At 43.4% G+C, this 23,801-nt stretch carries 14 protein-coding genes and 4 pseudogenes; 8 read left to right on the top strand and 10 right to left on the bottom strand.

Annotated elements, in window-relative coordinates; translation table 11 throughout:
• Positions 1-55 precede the first annotated feature (55 nt).
• From asnB to N4T56_RS10745, 3 genes are all read right to left on the bottom strand, one after another.
• Positions 56-1,720: an asparagine synthase B gene (asnB, locus tag N4T56_RS10755; protein WP_261733219.1), complete on the bottom strand. Its 1,665-nt coding sequence runs from the start codon at positions 1,718-1,720 to the stop codon at positions 56-58.
• Between the two features lie 436 nt (positions 1,721-2,156).
• Complete coding sequence (locus N4T56_RS10750; RefSeq protein WP_261733218.1) at positions 2,157-3,809, bottom strand: M28 family metallopeptidase; 1,653 nt, start codon at positions 3,807-3,809, stop codon at positions 2,157-2,159.
• 136 nt (positions 3,810-3,945) lie between these two features.
• Positions 3,946-4,692: an HAD-IIA family hydrolase gene (locus tag N4T56_RS10745; RefSeq protein ID WP_261733217.1), complete on the bottom strand. Its 747-nt coding sequence runs from the start codon at positions 4,690-4,692 to the stop codon at positions 3,946-3,948.
• 559 nt (positions 4,693-5,251) lie between these two features.
• Here N4T56_RS10745 and N4T56_RS10740 point away from each other — a divergent pair.
• Positions 5,252-6,832 carry a methyl-accepting chemotaxis protein gene (locus tag N4T56_RS10740; RefSeq protein WP_261733216.1) on the top strand — a complete coding sequence of 527 codons (1,581 nt, stop codon included), beginning with the start codon at positions 5,252-5,254 and terminating at the stop codon, positions 6,830-6,832.
• Positions 6,833-6,907: 75 nt separating this feature from the next.
• Here N4T56_RS10740 and N4T56_RS10735 read toward each other — a convergent pair.
• Positions 6,908-8,285 (bottom strand): annotated as a pseudogene (locus N4T56_RS10735) (L-serine ammonia-lyase).
• A 221-nt stretch (positions 8,286-8,506) separates the two neighbouring features.
• Between N4T56_RS10735 and nagZ the strand changes: the two are divergent.
• Positions 8,507-9,517, top strand: coding sequence for a beta-N-acetylhexosaminidase (gene nagZ / locus N4T56_RS10730; RefSeq protein WP_315903031.1), 1,011 nt, complete (start codon positions 8,507-8,509; stop codon positions 9,515-9,517).
• Positions 9,518-10,215: 698 nt separating this feature from the next.
• On the opposite strand, the pseudogene N4T56_RS10725 reads toward nagZ, so the two are convergent.
• The 3 genes and pseudogenes from N4T56_RS10725 to N4T56_RS10715 form a co-directional block, all read right to left on the bottom strand.
• Positions 10,216-11,211 (bottom strand): annotated as a pseudogene (locus N4T56_RS10725) (peptidoglycan binding protein CsiV).
• A pseudogene (gene mfd, locus N4T56_RS10720) lies at positions 11,211-14,734 on the bottom strand (transcription-repair coupling factor). Before mfd ends, N4T56_RS10725 begins: the two co-directional pseudogenes overlap by 1 nt.
• 49 nt (positions 14,735-14,783) lie before the next feature.
• Complete coding sequence (locus N4T56_RS10715) at positions 14,784-15,380, bottom strand: hypothetical protein (protein ID WP_261733215.1); 597 nt, start codon at positions 15,378-15,380, stop codon at positions 14,784-14,786.
• Positions 15,381-15,537: 157 nt separating this feature from the next.
• Between N4T56_RS10715 and N4T56_RS10710 the strand changes: the two are divergent.
• The 4 genes and pseudogenes from N4T56_RS10710 (at position 15,538) to N4T56_RS10695 (ending at position 18,988) form a co-directional block, all read left to right on the top strand.
• A pseudogene (locus N4T56_RS10710) lies at positions 15,538-16,781 on the top strand (lipoprotein-releasing ABC transporter permease subunit).
• Positions 16,781-17,488 (top strand): lipoprotein-releasing ABC transporter ATP-binding protein LolD, encoded by a 708-nt coding sequence (gene lolD / locus N4T56_RS10705; protein ID WP_261733214.1) that lies wholly within the window; start codon positions 16,781-16,783, stop codon positions 17,486-17,488. Before N4T56_RS10710 ends, lolD begins: the two are co-directional and overlap by 1 nt.
• The gene (lolE, locus tag N4T56_RS10700) at positions 17,485-18,726 is read left to right on the top strand and encodes a lipoprotein-releasing ABC transporter permease subunit LolE (protein WP_261733213.1); all 1,242 of its coding nucleotides are present in this window, start codon (positions 17,485-17,487) and stop codon (positions 18,724-18,726) included. Before lolD ends, lolE begins: the two co-directional genes overlap by 4 nt.
• 16 nt (positions 18,727-18,742) lie before the next feature.
• A complete protein-coding gene (locus N4T56_RS10695; RefSeq protein ID WP_261733212.1) occupies positions 18,743-18,988 on the top strand; it encodes a DUF3624 domain-containing protein in 246 nt (81 codons plus the stop codon).
• Here N4T56_RS10695 and N4T56_RS10690 read toward each other — a convergent pair whose 3' ends face one another.
• Both N4T56_RS10690 and N4T56_RS10685 read right to left on the bottom strand, forming a co-directional pair.
• A complete protein-coding gene (locus N4T56_RS10690; protein ID WP_261733211.1) occupies positions 18,989-19,417 on the bottom strand; it encodes a siderophore-interacting protein in 429 nt (142 codons plus the stop codon).
• 32 nt (positions 19,418-19,449) lie between these two features.
• On the bottom strand, positions 19,450-19,782 hold the full coding sequence (locus N4T56_RS10685; protein ID WP_261733210.1) for a siderophore-interacting protein: 333 nt from the start codon (positions 19,780-19,782) through the stop codon (positions 19,450-19,452).
• Positions 19,783-19,921: 139 nt separating this feature from the next.
• Here N4T56_RS10685 and N4T56_RS10680 point away from each other — a divergent pair, with 139 nt between their 5' ends.
• Positions 19,922-20,356, top strand: coding sequence for a MarR family winged helix-turn-helix transcriptional regulator (locus N4T56_RS10680; protein ID WP_261733209.1), 435 nt, complete (start codon positions 19,922-19,924; stop codon positions 20,354-20,356).
• Positions 20,357-20,761: 405 nt separating this feature from the next.
• On the opposite strand, the gene N4T56_RS10675 is transcribed toward N4T56_RS10680, so the two are convergent.
• A complete protein-coding gene (locus N4T56_RS10675; RefSeq protein WP_261733208.1) occupies positions 20,762-21,274 on the bottom strand; it encodes a DUF2062 domain-containing protein in 513 nt (170 codons plus the stop codon).
• Positions 21,275-21,355: 81 nt separating this feature from the next.
• On the opposite strand from N4T56_RS10675, the gene N4T56_RS10670 reads away from it, so the two are divergent.
• The gene (locus N4T56_RS10670; RefSeq protein ID WP_261733207.1) at positions 21,356-23,773 is read left to right on the top strand and encodes a DNA internalization-related competence protein ComEC/Rec2; all 2,418 of its coding nucleotides are present in this window, start codon (positions 21,356-21,358) and stop codon (positions 23,771-23,773) included.
• Positions 23,774-23,801: the final 28 nt, after the last annotated feature.

Below are 23,801 nucleotides of genomic sequence, written 5' to 3'. Positions count from 1 at the left end.
TTAATATAAACAAAAACACCACCGATGAAGGTGGTGTTTTTGAGGTAACTTGTTATTAATAGGCGCTAGCGTGAACGTTTTTCACTGCACGACCCGATGGGTCGTTAATGCCTTGTAAGCTGGCGTCCCATAATAGTGCTTCTGGGGTAGAGCAAGCGACGGTTTTACCGCCTGGTACGGTTTCTGCCGCACTGGTTAGTGGGAAGAACTCTTCAAAGAAGCTGCGATAGAAGTAGGCTTCTTTCGACTCTGGCGTGTTGTATGGAAAACGGAATTTAGCGTTAGCAAATTGTACGTCATCTACGTTAGCCGCAGCATGTTCTTTTAAGCCGTCAATCCAAGAGTAGCCAACACCATCACTAAATTGCTCTTTTTGACGCCATACCACTTCTTTCGGTAATTTGTGCTCAAATGCTTCACGTAAAATGTGCTTCTCAATACGGCCGTCTTTAGACATTTTCGCTTCTGGGTTTAAGCGCATGGCCACGTCGATAAATTCTTTATCTAAAAATGGTACGCGGGCTTCAAGTCCCCAGGCTGCCATGGCTTTGTTAGCACGTAAGCAGTCAAATAAGTGTAGTTTGTCTAGTTTACGCACTAATTCTTCATGGAACGCTTGTGCGTTAGGCGCTTTATGGAAGTATAAATAACCGCCAAACAACTCATCGGCACCTTCGCCAGACAATACCATTTTAATGCCCATGGCTTTGATTTTACGTGCCATTAAGTACATTGGTGTAGCCGCACGAATGGTGGTGACATCGTATGTTTCTAAGTGATAAATCACTTCTTTAATGGCATCTAAACCTTCTTGGAATGTATAGATAATTGGGTGGTGAATAGTGCCAATGGCATCCGCCACTTTTTGCGCAGCCACTAAATCTGGAGATTCAGCTAAACCCACAGCAAATGAGTGAAGTTGCGGCCACCATGCACCCGTCTCGCCATCGTTTTCGATACGGTGCTTAGCGTAGGTTTGAGTGATTGCCGAAATCACAGATGAGTCTAAACCACCTGATAAAAGCACACCATAAGGTACATCTGACATTAACTGACGTTTTACCGCGGCTTCTAGCGCGTCACGTAACTCTTCAACACTGGCTGGGTTATCTTTAACTGCGTCAAAGTCTTTCCAATCACGTTGGTAGTAGTGGGTTGGTTTACCGTCGGCTGAATATAGGTACTGACCAGGTAAAAATTCTTCTACGGTTTTACACACTGGCATCAGTGCTTTCATTTCTGAAGCAACGTAAAAGTTACCCGATGCATCAAAGCCTGTGTAAAGCGGAATAATACCAATGTGATCTCGGCCAACTAAATAAGTGCCTTTGGCTTTGTCGTACAATACAAAAGCAAAGATGCCGTTAAGCTTGTCTAGAAAGTCGCAACCGTATTCTTGATATAGAGACAAGATGACTTCACAGTCTGAGTTAGTTTGATATTGGTATTTGTCACCTAACTGGGCTTTAAGCTGCTTGTGGTTATAGATCTCACCGTTTACCGCTAATACTAGGTTGCCGTCTTGGCTAATAAGAGGCTGTGCGCCGTGGTCTACGTCAACGATGGCTAAACGTTCATGCGCTAAAATCGCTTTGTCGTCTGCATAAATGCCAGACCAATCTGATTCGCGGTGACGTAATAACTTTGACATTTCTAAGGCAACTTGGCGTAGTTGGCTTGCATCTGTTTTGATATCTAAAATTGAAAATATTGAACACATAATACGGCTCCAGCAGCGTTGGCTAATCTTTATCTGTTTGCTACTTTGCCAGTATTTTTGTTAACTGCCAAGTTAGTTTTTTGAGATAACATCATAAATATGGTCTTTTTAGTGATTTAATCTGTGTTATTTTTGCTTTTAAATTAATTTCGTTCAATAAAGCGCGTTAATTATTGATGAATTAATAATTATATTGCTTATATCGTCAAGATTTTTACGATTTAACAATTCATTTTAATTAAATGCATCGTTGCACTGAACGAGTGCGTTTGCCGTTTATTTGAGCAAATCGGCTGTGACCGCTGTTTTGCTGGGGATGTCGGTGTCAAAATGGGCTGATTATGCACCGATGTGATGCACAAAAATTGTGCATAAAAGCCATAAAAAAAGCCCATCAATGAATTGATGGGCAAATCCTTGGGTGGGAAGGAATAGGTTATTTGGCTGGCCGTAATGGGTGAAACTCTGACGCGGCATAATATCCAGGCCAATGTTGATTATTGCCAAGCGATTGCGCAGCTTGGTAATAAACGGCTAAATCTTGCAGTGCGCCTGATAAGTCCCATTCTGGCCGATAATGATCGCACACATTGTGATAACAGCCTTTCATGCTGTCGCTCATGGCAGCCTTGTATTGCGCGGTAGCCTCATCGAGCGGCTCAACGCCACCACCGGCAAATACTGCAGGTACACCTAACTTGGCAAAGCTGAAGTGATCTGAGCGAAAAAAGCCGCCAGATGCTGGATTGCTTTCACCTGTTGTCACTCTATTTTGGGTTGCTGCAGCCTGGTTTAAATACACTTCTAATTCAGATTGGCCTTTACCTACAATGGTGTAATCTTTGGTTTTGCCATAAATATTGGTGCTGTCGAGGTTAAATACCGCGACGGTTTTATCGATGGGATAAATTGGGTTTGCAGCGTAGTAGCGTGAGCCGAGTAAGCCTTGCTCTTCGCCTGTGGTCGCAATAAAGGTTACTGAGCGTTTAAGGCCTTTGCCAGCTTTTGCTTGTTTGGCAAATTGACGGGCAATTTCTAAAATACCGGCGGTGCCAGAGGCGTTATCTAACGCGCCATTATAAATTTGATCACCTTCTTTGCTGTCATCTTTACCGATGTGATCCCAATGGGCGGTAAACACAATGTGTTCATCAGCTTGGCTACTGCCTGTTAAGGTCGCTACAACGTTGTAGCTGTCGGCGTATTCAGCTTTATTTGCAAATTTAATTGAGGCGGTTTGCGCTAAATCAACGTTTAATGCACTGTCGGCAGCACGATCCATTAATGCGCTGAGCGACAAGCCGGCTTTGTCAAATAAACGCTTGGCGCTGTTTAAGGTTATCCAACCTTCGACTTGTATTCGAGCATCTTGTTCGGCTTTGGCAAGTACTAAATCTTGCTGGAGGCCAGTCCAGCTGTTTTCAACCACAGACCAAGGGTAAGACGCTGGCTTAGTGTCATGAATAATGATGGCGCCAAGTGCTCCTTGTCGGCTGGCTTCTTCAAACTTATAGCTCCAGCGGCCGTAATAGGTCATGGCTTTGCCATTGAACTTTTGTTCATCAGGATGCGCAAAACCGGGGTCGTTAACCAATATGACGGCAATTTTACCTTGCATGTCGATGTCTTGGTAATCGTTCCAGTTATATTCAGGGGCATTGATGCCATAACCCACGAAAACCAGTGGAGCATCATTAATACTCACTTGATTGTTATCGTGTCGGCTGCCAAGCACAACATCTTGGCGAAACTGCAAATCAATGCCCGCTAAACTCACTTGCTGTTGTTCACTGGCGGTATAACTCACCATGGGCACAGGTTGTAAATAGCTGCCGTTAACGGCGCCCGAAAGCCCCATTTCTTTGAAGGCAGCAGATAGGTAATCTAGTGTGAGTTTTTCACCTAGAGTAGTAGGTGCACGACCTTCAAATTTGTCTGATGACAAGGTTTTAATATCAGCTCTGAAGCGTTGTTCGTCGAAACTGACTGAAATGGGGGCGACTTGAGCAATGGGTGTTATTGTGCTGGCATCGTCACCATTGCATGCACTGAGCAGCGCAACCGCGCAAAAAGGAAACCATCGTTTCATGCTCTATCCTGATTATCGTTTTTATATTTTCGGATCAGCATAATGGATCAAGCCAGCGCGCGATGACAAGGGCACTGGCTTGAAAATGTGTTACCTAATGTAAATGAAATGTTTATTTCTTTTGTGCTAATCGAGCTTATACCACGTCAATGTCGCCAGCACAGGCAAAGACATGGTTCGGTCTGAAGGGTTCTTTTTCAATATCACCCATTTGGCTCACACCACTGGTGACCAAAATAGTTTCGAGCCCGGCTTGGAACCCCGCCAAAATATCGGTGCGCATATTGTCGCCAATAATAATGGTGTTTTCAGAATGCCCTTGAATATGATTCAACGCCGAACGAATAATCCATGAGCTGGGCTTACCCACATAGAATGGCATTTTGCCGGTAATCCGCTCAATGGCGGCACACAATGCACCACAAGCTGGACTAAATGCCGGGCCATGGGTGTCTGGGTTGGTGGCAATAAAGCGCGCGCCCCCCGCAACAAAACGAGATGCTTTATGGATCATGTCCCAGTTATATGAACGGGTTTCGCCCACAATCACAAAGTCTGGGTTAATATCGGTAATGGTAAAGCCGGCGTTATACAACTCGTGGGTGAGGGCGCCTTCACCAATCACAAAGGCTTTGGTGCCGGTTTGGTGCTTAAGAAAATCAGCCGTTGCCATGGCCGAAGTATAAAAACAGGTTTCTGGCACATTAATGCCGGCCGCGCCCAGACGATTTTGTAAATCTTTACCGGTTTGAACGGGGTAATTAGTGAGAATAACCAACGGATTGCCTTGCTCTAATACGCGGTGAATAAATTTATCACTACCAGGAATGAGCTTGTTGTCGTGCAGCAGTACACCATCAATATCACATATAATATTTTTCATTGTGTCATTTCTTCCTTCAAATACAACCTGCTTACATCTAATGCTAATTCAGGCCAGAAAACAACGAATAAATGCTAAATACAGGCGTTGAATTAAGTATATATTTGTTGCAAATGGAGGTTGTCGATGGAATAAAAAACAATATTGTGGTTATGTTAACTCCAAACTGTATTGTGCTAATGCCTTTGAAGTTTGTCTTGTAGTCTTGCACCCTCAACTAATTTTGTCAGATTGCATTTTTCATCTGAGTCAACCTCCTTAATCGTATTCACGAAAAACTCAAAGAGTGTTTCAATCTAAAAATAACATAAATTACTCAAATGCCATTTCTATGTTGATCAGGCTAAAGTATGATGATTCTATAAATTTGTGAGGGATTATAAGTTTTAAGGATTTTTGACTGCCTTTTTTGATTCATTTTTTTGCGAATATGATATAGCGCATACAAATGGAGCGTGCTCAATGACAGCCAAGATACAGAGCGTTATTCTATAAAAAGAATCTTACTTATAATGGTGCTTCAACGATGTTTGATTTATCGATAAAAAAAATGCTCCAAATGACAATTACTCTGTCCTTATTGGCTTTAGTGATTTTGATTTCGGTCAGTAATATTCAACAATCCCATATTTATGAAGGCGTAAAGAACGAAGAAGCACAGGTTAATGCTATTTTCGCACTTAAAGACACGCGTTATTTTGTAGTGCAAATTCAACAGTTTTTGACCGATGTTGGCGCTACCAAAAGCGACGAAGCCAAAGCTGAAGCATTAGACAGCCTAAATAGCGCGCTAGAAAACCTTGATTTATTGATTGCTGTTGCGCCAGATGTCGGTCAAAGAGCGCAAGAGATTAAACGCAAAGTAAATGATTTGCATGCCTCTGGCGTTAACATGGCTGATGCTTATTTGACACAAGGTACTGAGGCCGGCAATCATCTGATGAAGGGTGCGGGTGGTTTTGATGAAGTGTCATCTGAGCTTGCTGATGATTTAGATTTATTGGCAGATGAAATTGATGGCAAGTTTGATGCTGCAGTTGAAGAGACCTTGTTAGCAACAGAATCTGCCGCGAGCGTACAATTGTGGGGAAATATCGGCCTATCTGTGTTTCTGACCATTATTTTATTAATGCTCTACCGCAAGATTATTAACCCCTTAAGAAAACTGGATGAATCGATGCGCAATGTGGCATCGGGCGCTAAAGATTTAACCGTTAAACTGGACGACAGCGGCAACACTGAAATCGCTAAAGTGGCGAATAGTTTTAATGTGTTTGTAAAGCAAATCCACGATTTAATTATTGATTTTAATGACAATAGCCAACAATTAGGTACGGCCAGTGTTCAGTTAACAACAAGCAGTAATGAAACGTTATCAGGCATGCAACGTTTACAAAGCGAAACTGAACAAGTGGCTACTGCGATGAATCAAATGCAAGCAACGGTTATTGAAGTGGCTAACAATGCAGAGTTAGCAGCACAAGCTGCAAAAGACTCCGATACCCAAGCAGGGCAAGGTGATAAGGTTGTTCAACAGACTATTACCTCGATAGAGCAATTGGCAAATGGCGTAGAACAAGCAGCCAGTGCCTTACATCAATTAGAAAAAGATACCGATAACATTGGCAGTATTTTAGAAGTGATTCGCAGTATTTCTGATCAAACTAATTTACTGGCATTGAATGCAGCTATTGAAGCAGCCCGCGCCGGTGAGCATGGCCGTGGTTTTGCGGTTGTGGCTGATGAAGTGCGTACGCTATCAAAGCGAACACAAGATTCAACTAATCAAATTCAACAAATGATTTCACAATTACAAGCTGGTGTGAAAGATGCGGTGTCGGTGATGGATTCAAGCCGTCAACAAGCGTTAAAGAGTACTGAACAAGCCGCACTCGCGGGTGAAGCGTTGTCGAACATTACTCATTCAGTGGCGACTATTGCCAATATGGCGACACAAATTGCCACAGCAGCTGAAGAACAAACAGCAGTAACAGATGAAATTAATCGTAATATTGTTAATATTAGTGATGAGGCTGGTTTAACGGCAACCAATGCGCAGCAATCTTACAGCGCCAGTGTCCAAGTTAATGAGTTGTCACAGCAATTACGTGGCCAAATAGGCCAATTTAAAACCCATTAATGTATATTTAGCGTCAAATACAAAAATGCCTGTTAGTGCTAACAGGCATTTTTTATTAAAGCATATGGATTCAGATTAACATTCAACTATATTAACCGCTAACCCACCTTTGGCAGTTTCTTTGTATTTACTGCGCATGTCTTTGCCAGTATCCATCATGGTTTTGATGACCTTGTCTAACGACACCTTATGGTTACCGTCGCCGCGCAGTGCCATGCGAGAAGCATTAATGGCTTTTACCGCGCCCATGGCATTACGTTCAATGCACGGCACTTGCACAAGGCCGCCAACAGGATCGCAGGTTAACCCTAGGTTATGTTCCATACCGATTTCAGCTGCGTTTTCGACGTGCTCAACGGTGCCGCCCATAATCTCGGTTAGTGCTGCAGCCGCCATCGAACAGGCTACGCCAACTTCACCCTGACAGCCCACTTCAGCACCAGAGATAGAGGCGTTTTTCTTGTACAAAATACCGATAGCCGCAGCGGTGAGTAAATAACGGCTACACACGTCAATATCGACTTCTTGAACAAACATATCGTAGTAACACAATACTGCTGGGATAATACCGGCAGCACCGTTAGTTGGCGCGGTAACGACGCGATCGCCTGCGGCATTTTGCTCGTTAACCGATAATGCAAATAGGTCGACCCAGTCCATTGCTGTTAATGGGTCGATATTATTACGTCCTTCGGCTTTTAAGCGACGATACAATGCAGGTGCACGGCGGCGCAGTTTTAAGCCACCTGGTAAAATTCCTTCTTTTTGATAACCGCGTTCAACACAGTTTTTCATGGTTTGCCAGATATGCCACAAACCTTGCTTTACATCGTCTTCGCTGGCGATACTCAGTTCGTTAGCCATCATTAAAGACGAAATACTTAAACCGTTGTCACAGCACAGTTGCAGTAATTGCAATGCACTATTGAAATCGTATGGCGCCTGTTCAATTGGCGTTGCTGGCGAGGCATTACGTTGGGTGATTTCATCTTCATCTAAAATAAAGCCGCCACCAACAGAATAATAAGTGCGCTGATAAATGCATTCACCTTTTGACAAAGCATATAAAGTCATGGCATTGGCGTGAGCGGGTAGGGTTTTACGTCTGTGGTAAGTGATACCATCATCACGAGTAAACTTCACTAAACGCCCATCGGCTAAGGTTAATTTTTGAGAGGTGGAGACAACGTCTAAAATAGCATCAATACCATCTGTGTCGACCGTTTCAGGGTCTTCACCCATTAAACCTAAAATCACTGCTTTACCGGTACCATGGCCTTTACCTGTTTGGCCAAGGGAGCCAAACAATTCTGCTTGTAATTCATCGGTTTGATCCAATAAATTATTGTCTGCAACATGTTGGATAAAAACTTTACCGGCTTTCATAGAGCTACACTGTGTGTGAGCTTGAAGAGCCGATACCAATTTTAAACATGTCAAATACGCTAATCATCTTGAGTAACCCTTGTTGAGTCGTTTATTGTTTTGATTATTAATGAGTATAATCGCCTGATATCAACTTGGCGGTTTATCTCTTTTGTTGGCAGAGTATCCCACAGTTTGATGCATGACAGTTCATTAGATTTTTTTATGCATAATTTTTCACATTAGCTTGTCTTATCATGCACAATAACGGCAAGTTTACGACGCTGACGATAGAATTAGGGGAACAGTTTGAGCTATTTAATGATGGATTTGGCTGGTTTAACAGTATCTGAGCTGGAAACTGAACAATTATGCCACCCTAAAGTAGGTGGGATAATTTTATTTACGCGTAATTTTGAAAATAAAAAGCAATTAATAGAATTGGTTAAACAGGTTCGTCACATTCGACCTGAATTACTGATCGCCGTTGACCATGAAGGCGGCCGAGTACAACGTTTTCGCGACGGTTTTAGCTTAATTCCGGCTATGGGTGACATTTTACCTGCAGCAAATATGGATTTAACATTAGCAAAACAATGGGCGAAAGAGTGCGGTTTCTTAATGGCAATAGAGCTGCTTGAATGCGACATTGATTTAAGTTTTGCGCCGGTATTAGACGTAAATGGCATTAGTGAGGTGATTGGTAAGCGTAGCTTTAGTCCAAACCCTGATGAAGTCAGTGCACTTGCACAACAGTTTATTTTCGGCATGAATGACGCTGGCATGGCCGCAGTAGGTAAGCATTTTCCCGGGCATGGCAGTGTTGCGGCTGACTCACATATTGCGATGCCTGTAGATGCGCGTACTAAAGAGGAGGTTGAAGCCTTTGATATGGTGCCATTTAGGCAACTCATTGGCCAAAAGCAGTTGCAAGGTGTGATGCCTGCGCACGTAGTGTATTCGGCAATTGACCCTAATCCTGCTGGGTTTTCATCTTACTGGTTACAAACCGTGTTACGTCAACAATTGGCCTTTGATGGGGTGATATTTTCTGACGATTTAGGCATGAAAGGCGCAAGCTTTGCGGGTGATTATCTTGGCCGAGCAAAAGCGGCACTTGATGCAGGTTGTGACATGATTTTAGTGTGTAACGATCCTGTCGGTGTGCAAGCATTATTGAGTGACTTTGTCTGGCCGGCAGATGAACCATTGCATACGGCCTTGAGGCTTAAAGCTAAGCCTGAACAAGTTCAGCATGCGTTAGCGCAGCATGTTCGTATTGCCGCTGCAAAACACGTAGTGGATACCATTCGAGGTTAATTTAAGAGTTTAACCTCAACTCTAGGGTCTGTTGAGCTTTGCTGTTTGAATTTTGTTCGAGTAAAACGTTTTTAGCCGAACCTTTCAGGCAGCGTTTGTTGGCCATTTTTACTGCGTTATCGACTTTTTATGTAGAATAACTACATCTCAAAGTCTCTGCCGCGCAGTTATATATGTGATACCAATTCCACTAATTATCTGGTCATTCAGCGGGAGTTCTGTGTCTTCTAGGCAAGTAATAGGATTGTAGGCATAGTTGCTCTCGGCAACTGCTCCTGCGTTGCTCTACCTCCTGCGTCCATGCAGTCGTACGTCAAAATCCTATTAAGCAGTATAGAAGGCACAGAAACCCGCCTTGCAGGAGACGCTCAGACTGTCCATTTCTTTGTTGCATTGCCTTAAAAGGGAATAACCATTCTTTCAACAATGCGCCTCAAACTGAACAGTCTGAGTGACTCTGATTGATCACATAATTAATGGAAATGGTATGAGTAAAAACCAACAATTCGCTGCAAAAACAATCTTGAAAGATCAACAAATCCTAGATAATAAATGCATTTCAAGTTTGAATGTATCGTATGGAGTGATTGTTAGAATCAAGGTTATTTATTCATCTCTTAACCAGAGTTGAGATAGTTGAGTTAAGAGCAATAAAAACCGGATCAGTGGATCCGGTTTTTTATGGGTAAAATGAGGTGTTAGCTTGAATAAGGTATTGGCTGACTTTGTGGTGTATAACCTGTTAAATCAATAGGTTTTACACTAGTTGGTTGATCCATTTTACGAATTTGCATCACGATACCCAATTGTGGGTGGTCAAAGTAATGTAGTTCACCACTGCGTACTCGGCGATTTTGAATGAGCGGGATACTCTGTAAAAAGGGGGCTAATTGCTTTTTACCTTCAATCTCTAATGCTGCGTACTCATTAAATGAAGCCGGCGTTGATTCAATCATTTTTTGAGTCGGTTTGCGCAAGGCTAAATTGTTTTCGATGTAGAGGTAATGGTTTAAATAGATGTTAATTGACCCATCGAGCTCCCAAACCGGTTTAACTGTTGGCGCTTCATAAAATCCGCCTAGAGCACTGTAATCGCCCATTGGCATGCTCATACTGTTGTCTGCAGGTTTATTAACGCTTAAGCCGTAGTAGTCAAATGTTTTAGAGAAATCTTTACCGCCAAATATGCGCACCGGTTTTGCTAAACGGCGCGATTGCATATTTTGCTGCCACGTTAAGTGCACTAAACTTTTTACGTAAGGTTCGCGGCTGATGGTACGAATAATGTCTTTAAATTGGCCTTGGCTTTGGGCAAGTAATACTGTGCCTTGACCTAAATAGGCTGATTGTGGTGTCGCCGCACCGATACTCACAGGCACTTCACTTGGGTGTGAGGCAATATTATTACTGACTTTTGGGTCATTACAGTCGCTGGTGTCACTGGCTCAATCGGTAGAGCTACACCCTGTTAAAGCCGCCGCAACACCAGAAATGTCGGTACTGATCATTGGAGTGATCAAATCGACAGTGTTATTTGCCAATGTCGGTGGTGAGGCGTCTAACCACTTTTCAACCGAAGGGTTTTGGCGTTCAAATACAAATACTTCAACTTCAAACCATGACTCGGCATGGGCTGTAACGCTGTGGGATAGCGCTGTGATAGCGGCGATTGATATCGCAATTTTACGAAGCACTATTTGTCTCCAGTTTGATGTTTAGCGAACTGTTCAAGCAAGGTATTGACTAATTCAAGACGCTCTTTGCTTGTTTCAGCAGGAATGTTGAACTTTAACTTATTTGGCTCGTCCATTCGATAGATTTGTGGCTGGTTTTGCAACAAACCAATAATAAACATTGGATCAACGCTGTTTTCTTGCCCAAATTCAACACTGCCACCTTTGGCATGCATTTCAATTTTAACGATGCCCAGTGCGGTTGCCTGATGTTTAAACAGGGTGAGCGCCATTAAGTTACGTGTTGGGTCAGGCAGCATTCCAAAGCGGTCAATAAACTCGACTTTAAGCTCATCGAGCATATTATCGTTTTCGCAGTTGGCGATACGTTTATAAAGCGACAAGCGCATATTAACGTCGCTGACATAATCTTCTGGCAGTAGCGCAGGGATACGTAAATCGATCTCAGCCTTGGCGCTCATCATGTAGGCAAGAGAAGGCTCTTTACCTTCTTTTAATGCTTTAACGGCTGATTCGAGCATTTCCATGTACAAGCTAAAACCAATTTTAGAAATATGACCGCTTTGTTCATCACCTAATAATTCTCCTGCGCCACGGATCTCTAAATCTTGGGTGGCGAGCATAAATCCTGCGCCAAGATCTTCTAAAGCATCAATGGCTTCGAGACGTTTACGGGCGTCGGGTGTCATCCGTTTTGGGTGTGGCGTCATCATATAGGCATAAGCCTGATGATGAGAGCGCCCCACACGGCCCGTAACTGGTGTAGCTGTGCTAAACCAAACATGTCGGCGCGGTCGAGAATGATTGTGTTGGCGCTTGGTACGTCGATACCGGTTTCGATAATGGTTGTACACACCAACACGTTAAAGCGTTGGTGGTAAAAGTCTGACATGACTTTTTCGAGATCACGCTCGCGCATTTGCCCATGTGCGGTAACAACCCGCGCTTCTGGCAGTAAGTCTCGAATGTTTTGTGCTGTTTTTTCAATGGTTTCGACGTTGTTGTGTAAGTAATACACTTGGCCACCACGAAGAATTTCACGCAATATGGCTTCGCGTACTGTGGCTTGGTCGTATTCGCGCACAAAGGTTTTAACCGCTAAACGTTTGGCGGGCGGTGTGGCAATAATCGATAAATCACGCATGCCCGACATGGCCATGTTTAAGGTGCGTGGGATTGGTGTGGCCGTTAACGTTAAAATGTCGACGTTAGCTCGCAGCGCTTTAATCTTTTCTTTTTGGCGTACACCAAAGCGATGTTCTTCGTCGATAATTAATAAGCCTAGATTGTCAAAGTTTGCTTCGGATGACAATAACTTATGTGTACCAATGACAATGTCGACTTTACCTTCAGACAACTGTTCAACAACACTTTTTTGCTCTTTGGTGGTTCTAAAGCGTGACATCACTTCGATGACAATCGGCCAGTCGGCAAAACGGTCTTTAAAGTTTTCGTAGTGTTGTTGAGCAAGTAGGGTGGTTGGAACTAACACGACCACTTGTTTACCGGCATTAACGGCCACAAAAGCCGCGCGCATGGCCACTTCGGTTTTACCAAAGCCCACATCGCCACACACTAAACGGTCCATGGCGAGCGGTGCTTGTAAGTCTTCTAGTACAGCATTAATGGCGGTTTCTTGGTCGACGGTTTCTTCAAAAGGGAAACCTTGGCTGAATTGAGCGTACTCTTGCTCATCGATGGTCATGGCATCACCCGGGCGAGCCTGCCGACGGGCGTAGACATCGAGTAATTCAGCTGCCACATCACGAATACGCTCAATAGCTTTGCGCTTGGCTTTAGCCCAGGTTTCATTACCGAGTTTGTTAAGATGTGCATCACCGTCACCACTGGCGTTAAAACGGCTAATTAAGTGTAATGACGATACGGGCACATACAGTTTGTCGCCACCTGAATATTCAAGTTTTAAATATTCAGCAACCAGCCCGCCGGTATCGAGGGTCTCTAAGCCCTGATACAAGGCCACGCCGTGCTCTAAATGCACAATCGGCTGGCCGACTTTTAACTCAGCTAAGTTTTTAACTAACACGTCTGAGCTAACTTGTTTTTGCTTTTCTCGGCGACGTTGCTGAGAAATACGTTGGCCAAATAATTCGGTTTCGCAAATGATGCTGACCGCACCTTTAGGAGTATCGGTTAAGACACACCCTCGGCTCAGTGGCGATACCATTAAGCCTATTTTGTCTTTAGCTTCAAGGTAGTCATTAATGTGCTTGAACTGTTTAGGTTTGATGCCAATTTTGTCTAGCAGTTCAAGTAGGGCTTCACGGCGACCTTCAGATTCTGCACTGAACAACAGTTGGGTGTGGCTAGCGCTGTACTCTTGCAGGGCGATAAGCGGTTGCTTGAGTTTATGGTTGGCATTAATGTCGGGCAGTTTTTCTACATTGGCAACGACAGCATGAGTGGGTAGCTCAAATTGGACTAATGGCTGGCCGGCATTGTCGGTGTCGTTAACATCATGTTGCTGAATAATTTGTGTGCGAGTTAAGGGTTTGAAGGCGGCAAATAATTCGTCATGTAATAAATACAATTCTTGCGGTGCCAGCAGCGGCCTTAATGGATCGATGCGCCTGTCTTCGTATCGGACTGACACTTCATGTAAGTGGTTTTTACTGGCTTTGTCGATGTCGCCTAAGGTGATGAGTTGACTTTCTTTGGGTAAATAGTCAAACAGTGTGGCGGTGTCGTCAAAAAACAAAGGTAAGTAGTTTTCAATGCCTGCAGGCATTAAATTACGGCTGACCAGTTGGTATATCGACTCTGCTTCTTTTGAGATCACTTCAAAACGGCGACGATAGCGTTGTCTAAAGCCTTCAATGGCATTGGTGTCAGTAGGAAACTCTTTTGCTGGCAACATGCGTATGGCATCACGCGCCATGCCTGAACGCTGAGTATCAACATCAAAAAAGCGGATTGACTCGACTTCGTCATCAAACAGTTCTATGCGCAACGGTTGGCGAGAGCCCGTGGGGAAAATATCGATAATTGAGCCGCGAATAGCAAACTCGCCATGCTCATACACCTGTTCAACTAAATGATAGCCAGTGTCGGTTAAGTGTTGTCTGGCTTGTTGCAGACTGTAGGTGTCGCCCTTGTTTAGCACCATCACGTTGGCGGTCATAAAGGATTTTGGCGGTAGACGCACCATTAAGGTGTTTACCGGCACGATGACCACGTTATGTTGATGTTGGCTAATATTGGCCAGGGTTTCGAGTCGCTGTGAAATTAAGTCTTGGTGTGGTGAAAAATTGTCGTAAGGCAGTGTTTCACGGTCTGGAAATAAGCACACATTGATATTGCTGTTTTGCAGTAAATAGCTTAATTCGACTTCAAGTGACAGTGCACTTGGGGTGTCGTGGGTGACAATAATACTGGTACCGATATGTTGCTGAATTAACCTGGCTAGGGTGATGGCCTGCGAGACCCCACCTAATGTTGCCAAAGTTTGTAGTTGTTGGCCTTTTTTTACACTCGGCGGCGTGAGTACACTAAATTGTTTCATTAAAATCTTTTTCAATTCCGTTTACTGTCAATGTGTATTGATATGTGGGTTAGCGTCGTTGCTTATCAATATTTTGTTTGCGCTTTTTAAGCATTTTTTGTTGTACGGCCAAACTGGCTTTAACCAATTGTTCGATATCATCTTCAAGAATTTGGCTAAATTCTAGTTGGCAATGCCACAGAGTGTCTAGGTCATCATTTTTATCGATGGGGGTGCACTCGATGACTTGGCAAATGCACATTAAGGCGACTACTTCAGTATGTAAATAAATATGGGTTTTATGGTACTCCCCCACATTTAATGCAAATGAGCTGGTAATACTGATGCCACTGCCACCAAATTGATTACCTTTAACTTGTTGGCCTTCTTGAACTTCTTTTTCAAGTACATGTTGTAAAACTAAATCGACTTTACGTGATTGCAGCTTTAAAAAGTCCACCACGGCTTTGGCGTCATTATCTAAATTACGCAATTGTAGCAAGCAGTTGACTTCAAGGCTTTTCACTTCGGTTAGCAATTTTAAGCCAACCGATTGCATGTCTTTTAGCTCATCTTCAGTGGGCAAACCTTGGGCTGTATCCCAGGGAGAAAGGTATGCGTTGAAGTTATGAGGCACACTAAAATAAGAATTGCTGTCAGGTATCAAGGTTTGCCTCTTTATTTATCCCACTAATAGCCCTATTATCGTGCCCAACTTAATGATTTAGCAAGTCATACGCAATGGCTTGTTGGTTTCATCTTCACATTTAGCTTGATTGTCAGACTAATACGCTGTGATGAGCGCATAGGATTAGTATTTTTTTATGAATTTCGGATTTTCGTTTTTTATCGGCTACCGTTACTGGCGTGCGCGAAAAGCCAATGCTTTTGCCTCTTTTATCACCTTTTTTGCTGTCTCTGGTATTTTTTAGGGGTGGCGGCATTAATTGTGGTGAGTTCGGTAATGAATGGTCTTGAAGGTCAGCTTAAAAATCGTATTTTGGGCGCGGTGCCGCAACTTACATTAATTAACGAAACTGGCTTTAATGATTGGCAATCGCTTACCCAGCAAGTGTTGACGGACGATGGCTTAAACCAGCATATCCGTGGTGTTGTGCCAACAACTACAACTCAAGCGATGATCCAGTCGAGTAAAAATATCAGCGCTGTACAAGTCTATGGGGTTTACCCTGAGCAGGAGCAAGCCTTATCAAGTATTGCTTCTCATACCTATTCTAATGCTTTTGAGCAGCTCATCGCCGGAGATTACAATATTGTGCTTGGGAGCGAACTTGCCCGTAAGCTCGGTGTGAACAGTGGTGACCGAATTCGTTTACTCAGTGGTGATGGCGTGGTGTATTCACCTATGGGGCCGGTGCCGAGCCAGCGTAAGTTTACTGTGGCAGGTGTATTTGAGATGGGCTCGCAAGTTGATGCCAGCGTAGCCTATGTGCATTATCAAGATGCGCGTAAGTTGAAGCGACAAAACAGCCAAGAGATCAATGCGCTGCGAGTGTATTTAACTGACCCATTTAGCGCACCACAAATCGCTCCAAAGATGGTGAGTGCCTTTGCTCAGCAAGGCGTTGAGATTAAAACCAGCGACTGGCGTCAGGAGTATGGCCATTTATTTTCTGCGGTGAAGATGGAAAAGAACATGATGTCGTTGATGCTCAGTTTAATTGTGGCCGTTGCCGCGTTTAACATGGTGTCGGCATTAGTGATGATGGTGGTGGATAAAACCACCGATGTTGCGGTATTAAAAACTCAAGGTGTAACGACCTCATCAGTGATGGCCATCTTTATTGTACAAGGGTTATTAAATGCGTTACTGGGTTTGATATTAGGGACTGTTGTAGGCATTGGCTTAACCTTAAATTTGAATAGCATTTTATCTGCACTTGGCATTGCTATTTTAGGGGCAGGGCAAAGCTTGCCGGTCGCATTGTCGATAACCCAACTGAGTTTTATTATTGTTGGCTCGCTATTAATTACCTTACTTGCCACTTTATACCCAGCGCTATCGGCTGCTAGGGTTCAACCCGCTACTGCTTTGAGATACGAATAATGAGTCAAACACCAACCGCGTTATTACAAGTTAACCACGTCAGTAAGCAATATCATGATGGTGAAGTGATCACCCATGTGTTATCTGGCGTGGATTTAACGGTTTATAAAGGCGAGCAATTAGCCATTGTCGGAAGCTCTGGCTCAGGTAAAAGTACCTTATTGCACATTATGGGCACCCTAGACACTCCGACATCGGGTTCAGTAATATTAGATGGTGAAGATTTATATCAATTGTCTGCTGCTCGCCAAGCGCAAGTACGCAATCAAGATTTGGGTTTTATTTATCAATTTCATCATTTATTGCCTGAGTTTAGTGCGTTAGAAAACGTGGCGATGCCGGCGTTTATCCAAGGCCGAGATAAAAAACAAACCTTAGCCGATGCGCAAAAACTGCTTGAGCGTGTTGGATTAGGGCACCGTGTCAATCATATTCCGGCGCAATTGTCTGGCGGTGAGCGTCAACGTGTAGCGATTGCACGTGCCTTGATTAATAAACCTAAGTTGGTGCTGGCCGATGAACCTACCGGTAACTTAGATGCCAGCAGTGCCGATAATGTGTATGCGATGATCCGAGAATTGGCACATCAATTTGATACCGCTTTTGTGGTGGTCACCCATGATTATAAATTAGCGGCCAAGATGGACCGCCAATTAACCATGAAAGATGGCGTGTTGCAAAGTGTTGATGCAGGACAAACCGAATGAGTAAGTGGTTACCGTTAACCATTGGCTGGCGCTTTTTTCGAGCCAGGCAATCAAATCGCTTTATTGGCTTTATTTCGTTTGCTTCTACGGCGGGGATCGCGCTCGGTGTCGGGGTGTTGATTGTGTTGTTATCGACCATGAATGGTTTTGAAAAAGAGCTACAACAACGCTTACTCGGCGTGGCATCCCATGGCGAGCTTGTCGGTGTTAATGAACCGATAGCCGACTGGCAAGTAATTGCCAAAAGTGCACAAAATTTACCACAAATTACCGGTGTAGCGCCGTTTATTCGCTTGCAGGGCTTAGTACAAAAGCCGGGCGGGTTTCAAGGGTTAATGGTCAGCGGGATTGATATTAACCACGAAGCCGATGTGTCGACCATTAGCCAATATATGTCCGCCGAGGCATGGCAATCATTGCAGGGCAATCAAAATAATATCGTTTTAGGCCGCAGTTTAATTGAAAAACTTGAGCTTAAAGTCGGCGATACTGTGGCAATGTTTACCCCTGATGCCAATAATAGCCAATTAACGTCGGCTAAAAGTCATCGGTTTGTGGTGTCGGGTGTTTACCATGTGGGCGGTGAGATTGAATCGACTCAGGCGTATGTGCCCATTGCTTATTTAGCTGACATTTTAGGTTTAGGCACAGGAGTTAGCGGAGTGCGAATACAGGTCGATAATGTGCTCAATGCAGCCTCTATTACTCGAGATTTAGGCTTTGCCCAAGAGCAATATTTGTACATTAATGATTGGACTCGATCGCAAGGGCATGTGTATCAAGACATTCAATTAGTGCGACTGGTCATGTACCTTGTACTAGCTCTAGTGATTGCGGTGGCCTGTTTTAATATTGTGTCGACCTTGGTGATGGCGGTACGCGATAAAGCTTCTGAAATCGCTATTTTAATGACCATGGGCATAAGCCGTGGTGCAATTATGTTGATTTTTATGCTGCAAGGGGCGTTAAACGGCATCATGGGCTGCACTATTGGCGGCATTATTGGGGTTATTTTTGCTTATAACCTAAGTGCCATAGCACAGGGAATAGAGTTGCTATTTGGTTTTCAGTTGTTGGCATCTGATATCTACTTTATCGATTTTTTACCGTCTGAGTTACATAGCCAAGATGTGGTTGTTGTGCTGGTAATGGGGTTGGTGATGAGCTTACTCGCCACGATTTATCCTGCTTGGAAAGCCACAAAAATAGCCCCCGCGACAGCATTGGCTGGTCGTTAAGGTATACAGGTAGCGAATGGCATGTGAACAATGCTTTGAATCAATATTTAGACAAAAAATTGGTCGTTGTCAGCGCTGTATGGTGCAGTTAACCGTATTGAGCTTACTCGCTTGGCCAATCTGGTGGCATTATTTTGCAGACCAGCCTAAAACGGTTGAGTCTATCGCACTGCTGTTTTTTGCGATGAGTTTTTCGCTCTTACTTGCTCTGCATTTATTCGTTTGGTGTTATCGAACGTTTTACCTGAATATCCGCCGATGATTATAACGGTTCAAGCTGTTTTTGCTGGCCAAAAGTGTCGGCGTCGGTTCCCCGTTTCCAATATCCTGTTGCACTGATTGCCCGAAGAGGCAATTGGCGCTGTTCGAGAAAATGCTGTTTAATTAAGCGAACTTGTGAGGCTTCTAAGCCGATAAACACTTGAGTATCAGAGGAAATATTGTCTAGTTGGGTAACCTTTTCTTGTAACCATTGATCTTGCTGTGTGTCAGTGATTGAAGGGGGTAATATTAGCCAATCAACGTTAAGGTGAGCAGGTATTGTGAGAAGGGCTTTTTCTTGCTCACTGTGGACTATCATTATGACATTGCCTGTCGCCGTTGCGGGTATACGCTCAATTAACGCATTTACGGCATTAATTGAGGTTGAGTCGCCTAACAAGATATAATGCTTGGCATCAAATTGGCTCATTTTTAATGGCCATAGCCGCTATGGCCACCTTATCACCTACTTGAGCGGTGCTTGCCCAATCTGTTGCTCGATCCGCGATGTTTGTTGATAACAAAATCGAGACTCAGTAGTCGTTGCTCTGCATCAAAATCGCGAATGGTATACGAGCGTTTAATTGCTGCATTAGAGCCACTGACTTGAGTATTAAGTTCAATCTCACCCGCTTGAGGGAACAACACTTTTACATAAGCACCTTGTTGATTGGCGGGGAAGTCAGCCAGTTGCTCTCCACCTAATACAATACGGCGTAAATATGGGCTGATATCAGTAATATTACAGATGTGAGTCACTCTTACTGATGGTTTTTGGGTTCTAGGGGAATTCATATAGGTTACCTGTAAAATGATGTTGCACACACGGGGGTTTAGATGATAATGTCTACTATAAGTGTTGTGGTTGACTAAGTCAACTATGTTGTATGTATCCAGTTATCATAGGTCGCTGAGATTACATTAAGGAAGTTTTGTGTCTGAGAATATAAAAGAACCGCTGTTTAATTTATTACACAGTATGAAGCGTTCATTGCGCCAAGCTATTGAGGTCGATAACTTAGGGATAACGCCTTTACATATGCGCGTGCTTAAAATTATCTCTTTTTATAATCAAAAGGTGACGGCCAATGATATTGTGCAGAAAACCCTAATAGACAAAGCGCAATTAGCAAGATTAATAAAAGAGCTTATTGGTTTAGGTTATGTGAGTAAACTCGACAACCCAAATGATAAGCGCAGTTATTACTTAGGTATTAGCGGTGAAGGTGAGCAGATTGTTAAGCAGTTGAGCACGGCTGAAAATCGAGTTAACGAGATAATGAAAAGTGGCTTAACAGAACAAGAAATTGCCGATTTTGTTCGGTTAGCGAAACAAATGGCGCATAATTTAAATCAACATAATGAGTAACAGCAGTCCTAATACCATTTCCATTAATTATGTGACCAATCAGAGTCGCTCAGACTGTTCAGTTTGAGGCGCATTGTTGAAATAATGGTTATTCCCTTCTAAGGCATTGCAAAAAAATGGACTGTCTGAGCGTCTCCTGCAAGGCGGGTTTCTGTGCCTTCTATGCTGCTTAATCGTATTTTGACGTACGACTTACGACTGCATGGATGCAGGAGGTAGAGCAACGCAGGAGCAGTTGCCGAGAGTCACTATGCCTACAATCCTATTACTTGCCTAGAAGACACAGAACTTCCGCTGAATCACCAGATAATTGCTGGAATTGGTATAATGCGGATTAAATAAGCATCAGACATTAAAAAGGCCACTCACAGTGGCCTTTAACTTTTTGTCGCAGTACGCGGCGGGTCATTTATCCGCCTTTCTTTGCTGCCATTTAAATAAAATTGAATATCGCCACATACTTTTAATCACCACAAAACCGGCAATGGCAGACACGATGCCTAATGCGATACATCCCACTAAAAAGGGTGAGCCAATCGTTGATATTGATGCCTCAATCCATGTCCAAGTTGCTTCAAAGTGAAACGCCTGTGCTTTATGCCCCAGGATCTTAGTGCCGACAATATAGGCGGCATAAAACATAATGGGCATTGTTAGAGGGTTGGTTATCCATACGAGTGCGACTGCAACGGGCAGATTAACATTAAATAAAATAGCTAAACCTGCTGCCAATACCATTTGAAATGGCATAGGAACCCATGCCACAAATAAACCTACCGCAAAGGCGCCAGGTGCTGATTTACGATTTAATGCCCATAAATTGGGCTTATGCAACAAGGTGCCAAACATCCGTAAATACTTGTGATCACGGAGTGTTTCGGGTTTTGGCATAAATCTTTGGATTAATTTTTTTGGCATATTTGTCGATTAATGTCTTAACTCATTCACTATGAATCGATTTATCTATGGCTTTTGTGCCTGTTCTTTATCAGCGATGTTATGGCCTCGCTGGCACCCATCTGGTGTTTGCCTATCTTGTGCTTACTGGTGTTGTGTTGCCTTAAAAAAATCCCGTTTTTAGCTGGCGGTATTTTTGCCATTTTTTGGATTAGCCTGATTTTTCAGAGTCTTTACTTGCACCAAAATGCTGAAAAACCCGAGCACATTCGATTTAAGGCGCAGATAGTATCACTTGTTAGCCAAAACAGCGACTGGATAAGTTTTGATGTGCGAGTTTTACCCAATCCCCCATATCCATCGTTTTTTGAAGCGATGGCCTTATCTAATGTGCAGCGATATTACCGATTAACCTGGCAAAAGCCAGCGAAAATTGAACCTGGGCAAATTTGGCAGTTTAGTGCCCGAATGAAAGGCATCAGTAGCATTCAAAATCAAGGCGGCTTTAACCAACAAAAGCATTTTATTAGTCAACACATTATCGCAAAAGGGCGGGTTAAACAGGCCAAGTTAATCAGCAGTTCAACCACAATAAGACAAGCGACTATTGATATTACTGTACCGATTTTAGCCAAACTGACAGAAGGCGATATTCTACGCGCATTAATTTTTGGCGATAAAAGCCAATTAAGTGATCAACGTTGGCAGCAATTACGGCAAACCGGTGCAGGGCATTTGGTGGCGATTTCTGGATTACATCTATCGGTGGTATTTGGCTTGTTTTATGGACTGCTAATGTTGCTGTCACGCTTGTTTGTTGCCACTCAGCATCGGCGGTATGCCATGAGCATAATACTGATTGCGGCAATGATTACTCTTGGTTACGGTTATTTATCTGGCTTTGCCGTGGCAACGCAGCGTGCGCTGTTAATGATGCTGCTATTAGTTATCTTTACTGTGGTGAAACAATATAGCAACAGCTGGGACCGCTTAGTGTACGCATTATGCATGGTGTTATTGCTTGATCCATTTGCCATGTTAAGTGCTGGCTTTTGGTTATCATTTTTGGCATTAACGATTATTTTGCTGGCCGTTAAACCTGAACGTCTTAACGCCGAAACTAACTTGACTCATTTGCAGGATAAGGTGCAACCCGTTCAAGTACGTTTAAGGACAACACTCTATCGTTTTTATCATCAAACTGTTCTAGGCCTTAAAGTCTTATGGTCTATTCAGTGGCGTTTAGCTATTGGCTTAGGATTATTGCAGGCCGTGTTGTTTGGCACCATGACACCCCACAGTATTTGGCTCAATTTATTGTTTGTACCTTGGTTTAGTGTGGTGGTTATCCCTGTGGTGATGTTAAGTTTTTGCCTGTGGTTAGCTACGTTTTTGTTTATGCAATTATTGGCTTTGTCACCTAAAATGATTAATGAGAGTGGCGAAGTCATATTTTACATTGCTAATCTCTGCCTAGAGCCATTTGTGTGGTTGTTATCATTAAGCGATGCCTTGCCATTGGCTCTGGTTAAGATTACAGAGCAGTGGCTTATGGGGATGTTGTTTTTGTGTATTGCACTTGGATTACTGCATTATCGCAGTTATAGCAGTCGTGATAGTTCTTGGGCATGGTATGGCGTTACAATATTACTCTGTCTGCCCATCGTGTTACAAACTTACGTGGTGAGTAGGCAACAATGGCATGTTAGTCATCAACCTAATGCTGCGCCACAATGGCAAATGCATGTGCTTGATGTTGCTCAGGGCATGGCGGTAGTTCTGCAACAAGGTCAACATGGATTGATTTATGATACTGGTGCGGCATATGGCAATTTTAGTTATGCTGCTCGTGCAATTGTGCCGTTTATTGCGGCCAAAGGGATCACCAGTATTGATTTTATCGTGGTGAGTCATGCTGATAACGATCATGTTGGTGGTCTATCGCTGTTATCTAAAACCTATCCAAACAGTAACATTATTGCTGATTTTAACGTTGAACCTTATACCAAGCGCCCAGCCTATCAGACTTGCAACGGTAAGCTTTGGTGGCAAGGTATTGAGTTACAATTTTTAGACGATACCCTGTACAGCGATAATGACAATGATCAATCTTGTGTTTTGCGCTTAGATGATGGCATGACAGCCGTGTTGTTGACCGGCGATATTGAAGCGCCACGTGAGCAAGCATTGCTTAACGCAGATTTAACGCTAGCTGCAGAAGTGTTATTGGTGCCTCACCATGGCAGTCGAACCTCGTCTACTCCAGCTTTTATTGCGGCGGTTAAACCTCAAGTCGCAATTGCCACCGCGGGTTTTGCCAATCAGTATGGCTTCCCTAAAGGAGATGTCATGGCACGATATCAAGACCGCGGGATAGTAACCCTACATACCGGACATCAAGGGCAAATAAGCTTCAGTTTCACAGAAAAAGGCTACAAAATAGCCACTTACCGCCATCATTTTGCGCCATTTTGGTACAATCAATTGTTTAAATTTGGTGAGACACTTAAAGCAGAGTAGAATACGCCTCATGTTTGCTAGTTAAGTA

Source organism: Shewanella phaeophyticola (assembly GCF_025398315.1).
GTDB lineage: Bacteria > Pseudomonadota > Gammaproteobacteria > Enterobacterales > Shewanellaceae > Shewanella > Shewanella phaeophyticola.
Note: the sequence above shows the minus strand (reverse complement) of the source record. Positions and strands in the feature narration are given on the sequence as shown.

What these genes read in the sequence shown, in the direction of transcription:
- asnB (WP_261733219.1), bottom strand. Translation starts at nt 1,720, where the DNA reads ATGTGTTCAATATTTTCAATTTTAGATATCAAAACAGATGCAAGCCAA.
- N4T56_RS10750 (WP_261733218.1), bottom strand. Translation starts at nt 3,809, where the DNA reads ATGAAACGATGGTTTCCTTTTTGCGCGGTTGCGCTGCTCAGTGCATGC.
- N4T56_RS10745 (WP_261733217.1), bottom strand. Translation starts at nt 4,692, where the DNA reads ATGAAAAATATTATATGTGATATTGATGGTGTACTGCTGCACGACAAC.
- N4T56_RS10740 (WP_261733216.1), top strand. Translation starts at nt 5,252, where the DNA reads ATGACAATTACTCTGTCCTTATTGGCTTTAGTGATTTTGATTTCGGTC.
- lolD (WP_261733214.1), top strand. Translation starts at nt 16,781, where the DNA reads ATGAGTCAAACACCAACCGCGTTATTACAAGTTAACCACGTCAGTAAG.
- lolE (WP_261733213.1), top strand. Translation starts at nt 17,485, where the DNA reads ATGAGTAAGTGGTTACCGTTAACCATTGGCTGGCGCTTTTTTCGAGCC.
- N4T56_RS10695 (WP_261733212.1), top strand. Translation starts at nt 18,743, where the DNA reads ATGGCATGTGAACAATGCTTTGAATCAATATTTAGACAAAAAATTGGT.
- N4T56_RS10690 (WP_261733211.1), bottom strand. Translation starts at nt 19,417, where the DNA reads ATGAGCCAATTTGATGCCAAGCATTATATCTTGTTAGGCGACTCAACC.
- N4T56_RS10685 (WP_261733210.1), bottom strand. Translation starts at nt 19,782, where the DNA reads ATGAATTCCCCTAGAACCCAAAAACCATCAGTAAGAGTGACTCACATC.
- N4T56_RS10675 (WP_261733208.1), bottom strand. Translation starts at nt 21,274, where the DNA reads ATGCCAAAAAAATTAATCCAAAGATTTATGCCAAAACCCGAAACACTC.
- N4T56_RS10670 (WP_261733207.1), top strand. Translation starts at nt 21,356, where the DNA reads ATGGCCTCGCTGGCACCCATCTGGTGTTTGCCTATCTTGTGCTTACTG.